At 40.1% G+C, this 11,513-nt stretch carries 9 protein-coding genes and 1 riboswitch; of the genes, 3 read left to right on the forward strand and 6 right to left on the reverse strand.

Features of this window, described 5'->3' with window-relative positions; translation table 11 throughout:
- Positions 1–198: 198 nt before the first annotated feature.
- A complete protein-coding gene (gene cadA / locus IPO46_08155; GenBank protein ID QQS62104.1) occupies positions 199–2,337 on the reverse strand; it encodes a cadmium-translocating P-type ATPase in 2,139 nt (712 codons plus the stop codon).
- A gap of 62 nt (positions 2,338–2,399) precedes the next feature.
- On the opposite strand from cadA, the gene tsaE reads away from it, so the two are divergent.
- Together tsaE and IPO46_08165 are read left to right on the forward strand one after the other, a co-directional pair.
- Positions 2,400–2,813, forward strand: coding sequence for a tRNA (adenosine(37)-N6)-threonylcarbamoyltransferase complex ATPase subunit type 1 TsaE (gene tsaE / locus IPO46_08160; protein QQS62105.1), 414 nt, complete (start codon positions 2,400–2,402; stop codon positions 2,811–2,813).
- Positions 2,814–2,915: 102 nt separating this feature from the next.
- A complete protein-coding gene (locus IPO46_08165) occupies positions 2,916–4,130 on the forward strand; it encodes an alanine dehydrogenase (GenBank protein QQS62106.1) in 1,215 nt (404 codons plus the stop codon).
- An 83-nt stretch (positions 4,131–4,213) separates the two neighbouring features.
- Here the strand turns inward: IPO46_08165 and IPO46_08170 are convergent, their stop codons facing one another.
- From IPO46_08170 to IPO46_08190, 5 genes are all read right to left on the reverse strand, one after another.
- Positions 4,214–4,891, reverse strand: a complete 678-nt coding sequence (locus IPO46_08170; protein QQS62107.1) for an ATP-binding cassette domain-containing protein — start codon at positions 4,889–4,891, stop codon at positions 4,214–4,216.
- Positions 4,881–5,678 (reverse strand): acyl-ACP--UDP-N-acetylglucosamine O-acyltransferase, encoded by a 798-nt coding sequence (lpxA, locus tag IPO46_08175; GenBank protein QQS62108.1) that lies wholly within the window; start codon positions 5,676–5,678, stop codon positions 4,881–4,883. The genes IPO46_08170 and lpxA overlap by 11 nt, the downstream gene beginning before the upstream one ends.
- A 116-nt stretch (positions 5,679–5,794) precedes the next feature.
- Positions 5,795–7,201 (reverse strand): bifunctional UDP-3-O-[3-hydroxymyristoyl] N-acetylglucosamine deacetylase/3-hydroxyacyl-ACP dehydratase, encoded by a 1,407-nt coding sequence (locus tag IPO46_08180; protein ID QQS62109.1) that lies wholly within the window; start codon positions 7,199–7,201, stop codon positions 5,795–5,797.
- A 121-nt stretch (positions 7,202–7,322) separates the two neighbouring features.
- Complete coding sequence (gene lpxD, locus IPO46_08185; protein ID QQS62110.1) at positions 7,323–8,378, reverse strand: UDP-3-O-(3-hydroxymyristoyl)glucosamine N-acyltransferase; 1,056 nt, start codon at positions 8,376–8,378, stop codon at positions 7,323–7,325.
- A 25-nt stretch (positions 8,379–8,403) separates the two neighbouring features.
- A complete protein-coding gene (locus IPO46_08190; GenBank protein QQS62111.1) occupies positions 8,404–9,588 on the reverse strand; it encodes an HD domain-containing protein in 1,185 nt (394 codons plus the stop codon).
- A 118-nt stretch (positions 9,589–9,706) separates the two neighbouring features.
- Between IPO46_08190 and IPO46_08195 the strand changes: the two genes are divergently transcribed.
- Positions 9,707–11,263 (forward strand): PglZ domain-containing protein, encoded by a 1,557-nt coding sequence (locus IPO46_08195; GenBank protein ID QQS62112.1) that lies wholly within the window; start codon positions 9,707–9,709, stop codon positions 11,261–11,263.
- A gap of 26 nt (positions 11,264–11,289) precedes the next feature.
- Positions 11,290–11,485: riboswitch (cobalamin riboswitch) on the forward strand.
- The last annotated feature ends 28 nt before the right edge of the window (positions 11,486–11,513 follow it).

Raw genomic sequence — 11,513 nt, forward strand, 5'->3', positions numbered from 1 at the left:
AATTTACTTTTCAAAAAACAGCAGGTTTAAGGTTAAAAACTTATTTATACAAATATAAAGGCAAAAGCTATTGCCAGGCAATACCCGGAATTAGGTATTTTATAAAATTTTACTTTTAACTACATACTGAAACTACTATTAATATTTTAAAGATTTCATCTAAATATCAGTAGCACAATATACCTATACTAAAAAATCTTAAACTACTTTTTTCACAAACAACCTTACCGAGTTTAAAATAAGCACTACATCGCTAAAGCCCATTGCCAGTGCGGCAAATGTGGGTGTAAGCAGGCCAAAAAATGCAATAGGAATGGCTACTATATTATACGCAAATGCCCAAAACAGGTTTTGCTTAATGGTGGTAAAAGTTTGCTTGCCCAGGCCCAATGCATAAGGCAGATTTTTTAATCCGCTATTCATTAAAATTACATCGGCGCTTTGCATGGCTAAGTGCGAAGCATCACTCAATGATATACCTAAAGTAGCTTTTGCCAATGCCGGTGCATCATTTACGCCATCGCCTACCATTGCCGTTGGCGCTTCTTTATTTAAGGCAGCAATTTTATCTAATTTTTGTTGTGGGCTGTATTCGGCATACACATCTTCAATACCTAATTTTTGTGCAAGCGCTTCGCATTTTTCCTTCCTGTCGCCACTAAGCAAAATGGTTTTTAGCTGCTTTTGTTTTAGCCAGTTAATCACTGTTGCAGCTTCGGGCCTTATTTCATCTTCAAGGTCAATCCAGCCAATAAATGCATCGTTTTTTGTTACAAAAATATTATGGTTTGTATCGGTAAAGTTTTTGGGCAAAATATTAAAAGAGCCTGCCTGGTAAATATTGCCTTCTGCATCGGTGGCTTTAATGCCAAGCCCTTTTATTTCTTCAACGCTTTTCCATTTTATTTCTTCGTTGGTTTTCCATTGTGCTGCAATAGATTTTCCCAATGGGTGGTTGGAGTATTTTTCCAATGCGTACAGCAAGGTTTTAAATTGGCCATCATCAACTTCGCTTTTAAAACCGGCTATTACAAAATTACCGGTGGTTAATGTGCCGGTTTTATCAAATACAATTTGTTTAATGGTTTTAAAAGTTTCCAGTGCCGAGGCATTTTTAAAAAGCATACCGTTTTTAGCTGCCCTTCCTAAACCTACCGCTATGGCAGCCGGTGTAGCCAGGCCCATTGCACAGGGGCAGGATATTACCAATACCGCAACGGAACGCATAAGTGCTACGCCTGCGGTTTTATCAAAAGTAAAAAAGTTTACCAAAAAAGTTAAAACCGCTATGCCCAAAATGAGTGGTACAAAAACAGCGCTAATCTTATCGGCCAGTTTTTGCATAGGAGGTTTTTCGGCCTGTGCATCTTCCATCATTCTTACAATGCCGGCCATCACCGTATCTTTTCCCGAAGCAGTTACCTGTGCTTTTACGGTTCCTGTTTCCAGGAGGCTGCCGCCGATAAGCAGGTCTTTTTTTTGCCTGCTTTCCGGCAGGCTTTCGCCGGTAAGTATGGCCTCGTTTACGGTGCCTTCGCCCCAAAGTATTTTACAATCTGCAGGTACTTGCTCGCCTGCTTTTATGAGTACAAGGTCGCCGGTTCTTAATGCGCTGTTTTCTACCTGAAAAACCTGCTCCTTATGCTCGCTGTCAAAAGCTATCATATTGGCCATTACTTTTTGTGATTTGGCCAAGGATTTTACTGCTTTTTGTGTAGATTGAATAGTGGTTTCTTCTAAATAGTTTCCCATTAAAACCAGCGTAATAATGGATGCCGTAGTTTCAAAAAACAAATAGTCGTGGCCCAGGTTAAGTATAGCGCCGGTAAGGCTGTAAACAAAAGATGCAATGGCGCCAATGGTAATGAGTACATCCATATTGGGCACCCCAATAGTAACGCTTTTATAGGCGCTTTTTCCAAAAGCAACCATGCCTGTAATAAATACCGGGAGGCATAGTGCCAGTTGTATCCAGGGGTTCATGAGCCAGTGGATATGCCACCATTTATCCAGCATGTGCAGCATAAGTACAAGTGTAAAAGGCAGGCAAAAAAGAAATTTTTTCTTGCTGCTGCCTAAAAAAGAGCTGTTGCTTTCGTGGCTGTGATGATGGCCCTGGGATTCATTTTCGCTTTCATTCACCACTTTATAGCCCAGCGATTTTATTCCTGTTTTGAGTTTGGGCAACACATCTGTTTCATTGCTGGTAAAACTTACCGCACCGCTTATTGGGTTCACCTTTACATCCTGCATCCCTTCGTTTTTAAGGTATTTGGTTACACTTAAAGCGCAATTGCTGCAGGTCATACCGTCAACTTTCCAGTCTATTTTTTCCATATTGCAAAATTACCCAATAGTATTCCTAAGTTTTTTCTAAAACCGGTATTTATCTTTGCATCATGGATGTAATTTTTTCGCTGGAAAACATTGAGGAAGCGGTAATACAATTTTTACAAATATCAAAAGGCCAAAAGCTATTTGCTTTTCATGGGCAAATGGGTGCCGGCAAAACCACATTTATACAGGCAGTATGCCATGCAAAAGGCGTAACAGGCACAATGGGTAGCCCAACTTTTTCCATAATAAATGAATACAAAACCCATTGGGGGGAAATTATTTTTCATATTGATTTATATCGGTTGCAAAATGAGCAGGAAGCCATAAATGCAGGGGTGGAAGATTGCCTGTACTGTGGAAATTTATGCTTTGTAGAATGGCCGCAAAGGGCCACAGGCATTTTGCCCGAAAATACGGTGCACTGCTATTTGGAAACATTAGAAAATAATCAGCGAAAGCTCAAAATAAAATTGTAAATTGTAAGTCTCAACAAACCATTCATGCCTTAACATACTTGCCTTAAGTAAAAGAATGTATCAACATTGCTGCACACAGGCAAGCATACTATAGATTATACTATGGCCACTTCAAAACCATTTGTATCTCCATCGCTTACTTACGAAACTTTGGAAGAAATGCTTGACGTTAAACCCAAAGAGGAGAAATTATTTATCGGCATCCCCAGGGAAGATTCCTTTAACGAAAACCGGATTGCCCTTTCGCCGGAAGCCGTGGGTGTAATTGTGGCCAATGGCCATGATGTGGTAATGGAAACCAAGGCAGGCGATGGAGCAAATTTTAGCGATAAAAACTATAGTGATGCAGGCGCCAAAATTGTGTACGATAAAAAAGAAGTGTTTAATGCCGATGTAATTGTAAAAAGCGCACCGGTGAGCGAAGAAGAATGTGAGCTGCTGAAACAAAATCAATACATCATTTCCCCCATACACGTGTCGGTAATGAAAAAATCCATCATTGAAAAAATGATGGCTAAAAAAATTACTGCACTAAGTTTTGAAAACCTAAAAGACGGCAGCGGCCATAACCCCATTGTACGCAGCATGAGCGAAATTGCCGGAAGCGCCGTAATACTTATTGCCGGGCAATACCTTAGCAATGCCAATAACGGCAAAGGTGTTTTGCTGGGAGGCATCAGTGGCATACCGCCAACCAAAGTAATTATTATTGGTGCAGGTATTGTAGGGGAATATGCAGCCAGAACGGCATTGGCTATGGGCGCTAGTGTAAAGGTTTTTGATAACAGTATTTATCGCCTAAAGCGCATGCAAAATAATATAGGCGTAAGGCTTTGGACAAGTGTAATAGAACCCAAAATACTTGCCAAGCAATTAAAAACCTGCGATGTTGCCGTAGGCGCATTGAGCGCCGATGGCGGGCAAACACCCATGGTAGTAAGTGAAGAAATGGTAAGCGATATGCGACCCGGTAGTGTAATTGTAGATGTGAGCATTGACCACGGCGGCTGCTTTGAAACCAGCATGGTTACTACGCACAAAAAACCGGTGTTTAGAAAATACGACGTAATTCATTACTGTGTACCCAATATACCCAGTGGCTTTGCCCGTACTGCTTCTCAGGCCATTAGCAATGTACTTATGAGTTTGTTGCTGGAAACAGCAGAGGCCGGCGGCGTAGATAACCTCATTTGGCACCAGCTCAATATACGCAGCGGTATATATATGTTTAAAGGCGCTCTTACCAATTTTTATCTGAGTGAAAAATTTGACATAAAATTCACCGATTTGAATTTATTGATAGCGAGCAGAAGGTAATTTACTTTTGTAACGATGCAATTAAAACTTCTATAGCAGTCTTAATACTCAATACTAAAAACTCAGTACTAAGTATGGAGAATTTAGAATTGAGACGGAGCTACAACTCCCTCCTTAAAATTTTCCATTGTTAATACGGTATTACAAAATTCGTATTCTGCTTTATCGTTGCTGCTAATAATTACCATTCTGCCGGCACTGTGTTTTTCTATGAGTTGATGATACAGTGAAATGCCATTTGCATCGAGGTTGCTGGTAGGTTCATCGAGCAGTAAAACTGCTGTGTTGCTAAAAAAGGCAGTGCCCAGTTTTAACCTTTGTTTCATGCCACTGCTGTAGTAGCGTATTTGTTTTTGTGCAGATGAGGATAAGCCAACGGTTTGCAATATTTCATTGGCAGGTAAAGTAAGTGGTATAAAGGATTGATGGAATTTTAATAATTCCAAAGCCGTCATTTCTTCTATCAGCTCCAGGTAAGGCGCTGCAAGGGAAAAATGTGAATGTATTTTTTCTTCAGGTACAATATTTTCGTTTTGGGTATAAATAACTTCTCCTTCGCTATGTAAAATTGCGCTGGAAATTATTTGCAGCAAAGTGCTTTTTCCCGAGCCGTTATTGCCGGTTATCGCATAGGAAGAACCTGTTTCAAAAACACAATTTAATTTTCTAAAAATCCATTCCCTGTTGAAGCGTTTACCGGTATTTACCAGGTTTATTTTTAAATGAGGCGCTGTAGTAGCAAAGCCGGGGTTATTCTTCATCAATTGAGCCTTTACCGTATTTTTTAATAATACCGCGGCCGCTTTCCTGTATAAAAGTTACAATTTCATCCCTTTCATCAGTTGCAGACAATTCTTCTTCAATGTAATGCAGCGCCTGTGTGGTATTGAGGCCACGATTATAAATTATGCGGTACACATCCAGTATTTGGTTAATGCGGTTTACGGTAAATCCACGACGCTTAAGGCCCACAGAATTTACACCGGCATAACTCAATGGGGTGCGGCCTGCTTTAATATAGGGCGGCACATCTTTACTTACCAATGAACCTCCTGCTATAAAAGCATGTTGCCCAATTTTTACAAACTGGTGTATGGCGCACATGCCGGCAAGTATTGAGTGGTCGCCCATTACCACATGGCCGGCCATTTGGGTATTATTGCTCATGATGCAATAGTCGCCTACTTCACAATCGTGTGCAATATGGCTATAAGCCATAATAAGGCAGTTGCTGCCGACCTTGGTTTTCCACTTTTCTTTACTGCCCCGGTTGATGGTTACAAATTCCCTGATAGTAGTGTTGTCACCAATTTCTACAGTAGTGGTTTCACCTTCGTATTTTAAATCCTGCGGAATGGCAGAAATTACAGCGCCGGGAAAAATGCGGCAATTTTTACCAATCCTTGCGCCTTCCATAATGGTAACATTGCTGCCTATCCATGTGCCTTCGCTTATTTCTACATTGGAGTGGATTACACTAAAAGGGTCTACTTTTACATTTGTGGCCAACTTTGCATTGGGATGAATGTAAGTATGTGGATGTATCATTTATACTAAAGCTTGGTTTGCAGAGATTTTCAAAACGCAAAAAAACTATTTTTTTGAAAATAATATCTAAATTTTTATTAATTTCTGATTTTTTTATGAAATTTTAGTTTAATCGGTTAGTTTCTTTTTACAAGCTGAGCCGTAAATTCTCCTTCTGTACAGACTTTATTGCCTACATATACGCTGCCTCTCATTACACAAATTCCCCTGCGTATGGGTTCAATAAGTTCCATTTTAAGCATCATAGTATCGCCGGGCACCACTTTTTGTTTAAACTTACAGTTATCTACTTTTAAAAAATAAGTATCGTATTGGCCTTCGGGCATACTGTTGATGCATAAAATACCGCCAGTTTGTGCCAATGCTTCAATTTGAAGAACGCCGGGCATTACCGGGTTGCCGGGAAAATGGCCCTGGAAAAAATATTCGTTAAAGGTTACATTTTTTATACCAACAATTTGGGTGTCGCTTAATTGAATAATTTTATCAACCAATAAAAAAGGGAATCGGTGTGGTAATGTATTTTCAATTTGCTCCAGCGTAAAAATGGGTTGCTGGCTTGGGTCGTACACTGGTATATCTTTAGTGTGCCTGTTTTTTTTGATGTACTGCTTTATTTTTTGGGCAAATTTTACATTACTACTATGGCCGGGGCGGTTGGCAATAATATGAGCTTTTATGGGAACGCCAATAAGGGCAAGGTCGCCAACAACATCTAAAAGTTTGTGCCTTGCCGGTTCGTTGGGAAAGCGCAACTCAAGGTTGTTTAAATATCCTTCGCTTTTAACTTCCACTTTTTTTCTGCCAAAAGCTTTGGCCAGGCGGTTCATTTCTTCGTCGGTTACCGGTTTATCCACCACTACAATTGCATTATTTATATCGCCACCTTTAACGAGGTTGTTCTCCAGCAACATTTCCAGTTCATGCAAAAAACAAAAAGTGCGGCATGGTGCAATTTCTGTTTTAAAATCTTCCATTAACTTAAGGCTGGCGTGTTGCGTACCTAAAACCGGGCTGTTAAAATCAATAAGTGTGGTTAAATGATAACTGGTAGCAGGCAGCGCTGTCATTTCCACTCTTTTGGCATCGTCGTAAAAAGAAATATTGGTATCAATACTGTACCATATTTTTGCGGCTTCCTGCTCGGCAACGCCAGTTTCTTCAATAATATCGGTAAAAGGTTTGCTGCTTCCGTCAATTATTGGAATTTCGGGGCCGTTAATTTCTACCAGGCAATTATCTACACCCATTCCAACAAGTGCTGCTAATAAGTGTTCTACGGTGCTTACTTTGGTATCGCCCTGCTCTAAAGTAGTTCCACGGCTGGTATCGGTTACCAGGTCGCAATCGGCTTTAATTACGGGTTTGCCGGGTAAATCCATGCGTTGAAACTGGAAGCCAAAACCTGCATTGGCGGGCTTTAGCGTCATATCTACATTAATACCGGTATGTAAACCAGTGCCGGAAATACTGATGCTTTTGGCTAGTGTGTGCTGTTTATCTGCGTTAAAATTTCTATCCATTCCTTTTCTTAAGGTTTTGGCAAAGATATTTTAAAATTTAGAGATTGGTAAAATGGGGTGAAAAACCCCAAAAATTGCGGTTGCCAGCAATTGTTGAAGCAATAAACTTTTGGTTAATAATTTACGATGAAGTGTTTTCTTTACCCGATAATTTTTTTACCAGTTCTTCCAGTTCTATCAATCTTTTTTCTATTTCGGGTAAGTTTCTAAAAACTGCCTGGCAGCGCAAAGCAGAGGTATAATCAAATGCAGGCGAACCGGTAACTGCGCTGTTGGGTTCTTTTAAAGATTTGCTTACGCCGCTTTGTGCATTTATTTTGCTTCCATCAGCAATTTGAATGTGGCCAACAATTCCGGCCTGCCCGCCAATCATTACATTTTTACCTATTTTGGTGCTGCCGCTAATGCCGGTTTGAGCAGCTATTACACTATTGCTGCCTATTTCTACATTGTGGGCTATTTGCAAAAGGTTGTCTAATTTTACACCGGTTCTAATATAAGTGCTGCCAATTGTTGCCCGGTCAATAGTAGTGTTTGCGCCAATTTCCACATGGTCTTCAATAATTACATTGCCTATTTGCGGTACCTTTTTGAGGTTGCCATCTGCCTGCGGCGCATATCCAAATCCATCGCTGCCAATTACTGTTCCGGCATGTATTGATACATTTTTTCCGATGATTGTATCATGATATATTTTTACACCGGCATGTATAATACTGTTTACGTCAATACTTACATTATTGCCAATAAAACAGCCGGGAAAAATTTTTACATTATTGCCCACAATGGCATTTTCGCCAATAAAAACAAAAGCTCCCAGGTAAACATTCTCACCAATTTTAGCGGTTGGGTGCATAAATACAGGATCCTGAATGCCGGAAAGCTGGCTGGTTTTCATTTGCTGTGCTTTATCTAATAGCAGGGCAAAAGCGCTGTATGCATCAGGCACCCGAATAAGTGTGGCTGCCACCGGTTGCTTTAGGTGCAGAGAATTATTGATGATTACTACAGAGGCTTTTGTGGTGTATAAAAAATCTTCGTATTTGGGATTGGCTAAAAACGACAATTGCCCTTCATTAGCTTCTTCAATTTTACCAAATGACGCAACAGTACTATTGGTATTACCTTCTAGTTTCCCATTTATAATTTGGGCTATTTCTGCTGCGCTGAATTGCATTGGATGGTAAATAAACTTTGTTAAGTTAAAAACGAATATAACAAAAATAATGTTTTTTAACTTCCGGCCGCAGGTTTTCATTAATGAGGGCATTGTCTACCTCGCTGATATCTTTTACGGTTCCATCTTTAAATAAAATATAAATGCGCTCGTTTTCAAAGTTATAGGTACGGCTCACGGCCACTCCGGTAAATACAAGCCATGCTGCATCTTCTGCAGTTATGCCCAAAGAATTCATAACATCATTACGCTTTTGCTCAATATCGGTTTCCGCAACCGGATAGGGAAAATATCGTACTTTAAAAAGCTTGCGGTCTATGATGCCATTGCAAAGTAAAGCCAAAACTTTATCGGGGTGGTAACGCCAGCTTTTAATGGCCATGAGCACGTCGGTATCGTCTATACTGCAAAACTGCTCCAGGGTAATATCCTGCAAAGGGCCGTTGATAAAACTTTGAAGCGGCTGCTGGCACCCTGCGCCAATGAGTTTTGCCCTTTTAATAATGCGTTGCAGCATTTGCTCGGCACTTAAAACGGTTTTGTGTAAATAAACCTGCCAGTACATGAGCCTGCGTGCCAGCAAAAATTTTTCAATGGAATAAATACCTTTTTCCTCCACCATCAGCTCACCGTTATGAATGCTGAGCATTTTTAAAATTCGGTCGTAGCCAATTACGCCTTCATACACACCGGTAAAAAAACTATCCCTGTTCAGGTAATCCATCCTGTCTACATCCAATTGGCCGCTGATGAGCTGGTACAAAAATTTTTTGGGGTAGGTATTGGTAAAAATATCTATTGCCATTTGCAGCTTGCCATCAAACTGTTTGTTCAGTTCTTTTATGATAAGTATGGAAATTTCTTCGTGATGAAGGTTTTCGGTAAGTACCTGTTCCAGCGCATGGGAAAAAGGGCCATGGCCTACATCATGAAGCAATATGGCAATTTTTGCAGCCTGTTGTTCCTCGGGTGTTATTTCAATGCCTTTGCTTACCAGTTCTATTAAGGCATTACGCATAAGGTGGTATGCACCGAGGGAATGGTGCAAACGAGTATGAACAGCTCCGGGATATACCAAATGGGCCATGGCCATTTGATGGATGCGCCGCAAGCGTTGGTAAAAGGGATGGGCAATAATATCGGAAATGAGCAGGTCATCAATTGTGATAAAGCCATAAACCGGGTCGTTTATTATTTTATGAAAGGCCATGCTGCTGCAATTTATTTTGTTAAATGTAATTAAATTGGCACAAAGCTAATGGCTAATGTAGTAATTTGCCCGGAACGTAATTTTATCTTAATTTTTTTTTGTAAGAAATATTGTAAACATGAGTGTAGCAAAAATACTTTGGGTAGATGATGAAATAGAGAGCCTTACATCTCAAATAATGTTTTTAGAAAATAAAGGCTATGAAGTAGCCGTAAAAACAAATGGCTTTGACGCAGTAGAATATGTAAAAGATAATATAGTAGATGTGGTTTTGCTGGATGAAACCATGCCGGGCATTACCGGCCTGCAAACCTTGCAGCAAATTAAAGAACTAAACAATACAATGCCCGTGGTGCTCATTACCAAAAACGAAGCCGAAAATCTGATGGATGAAGCCATTGGCAGCCAAATAAGCGACTATCTGATAAAGCCTGTAAACCCAAACCAGGTTTGGTTGAGCCTAAAAAAACTTATTGATAATAAAAGGCTGGTTGCAGAAAAAACTACAACGGCCTACCAGCAGGAGTTCAGGAACCTGTTTATTGCGCTCAACAATAACCCCGATTACAACGAGTGGATGGAACTATACAAAAAACTCGTGTACTGGGAACTGGAAATGAAAAAAAGTGACAGCCCCGAACTACAGGAAGTTTTTCAAACCCAGAAGCAGGAAGCCAATACAGAATTTTTTAAGTTTATTTCAAAAAACTATGCATCCTGGGTGGCGCCAAAAAGTGTTGATGGCCCCATAATGAGCAATTCGCTTTTAAAGTATAAAGTATTGCCACACCTTGAAAAAGGCACCCCATTATTTTTTGTATTAATAGATAATTTGCGCTTTGACCAGTGGAAAGCCATTCAGCATATTTTTGCAGAAAGTTTCCGCATATTGGATGAAGATACTTTTTATGCCATTTTGCCTACAGCAACACAGTATGCCCGAAATGCCATTTTTGCCGGCATGTTGCCTATTGATATTGAAAAAAACTTTAGCAACCAATGGAAAAACGATGATGAAGAAGGCGGAAAAAACCTGCATGAAGAAGAATTTTTAAAAGAGCAGTTGAAACGAAACCGTTTAGGAGACATAAAGTTTTCGTATACCAAAATTACCAACAACAACGATGGGCAAAAATTGGTGGAGAACATGCATAACCTGTTGCAAAACGATTTTAATGTAATCGTGTACAATTTTGTAGATATGCTCAGCCATGCCCGTACAGAAATGGAAGTGCTTAAAGAGCTTGCAGGCGATGAAACCAGCTACAGGAGCATTACTATGAGTTGGTTTGAACATAGCCCATTGCATCAGGCGCTTAAAAAAATTGCCGATAAAAATATAAACCTGATTATTGCAACCGACCACGGCAGCACAAGGGTAAAAACCCCGGTAAAAGTTATTGGCGATAAGCAAACCACCGCCAACCTGCGCTATAAACATGGGCGCAACCTTAATTACGATGAAAAAGATGTGCTTGCTTTTCGCAATCCAAAAGATGCAGGCCTCCCGGTACCTACCGTAAACTCGTCTTTTATTTTTGCAAAAGGCGACCTTTTTCTCTGCTATCCGAATAATTACAACCATTTTGTACATTATTACAAAAACACGTTTCAGCATGGTGGCATAAGCCTTGAAGAGATGATTGTGCCCGTGGTAAGGATGAGCAGCAAATAATCTTTTTTGCCATAAATAATTACACTTACTTTTGCAACCGAATAGGTTCTTACTCATAAATGAGAAGATGAAAAGGGAAATCAGTCAAATGCTGATGCTATCCCCGTAGCTGTAGGCTCTTAACAGGTTGTTTGTTACTTCGCCACTGTTCCCATATTAGGAACGGGAAGGCCACAAACAATGGAGCAAGCCAGAAGACCTGCCTAATCAAGTTTATAAATATATCTATGCTTTCGGGTGAAAGGCTTGG

Source organism: Chitinophagaceae bacterium, from assembly GCA_016699815.1.
Lineage (GTDB): Bacteria > Bacteroidota > Bacteroidia > Chitinophagales > Chitinophagaceae > Ferruginibacter.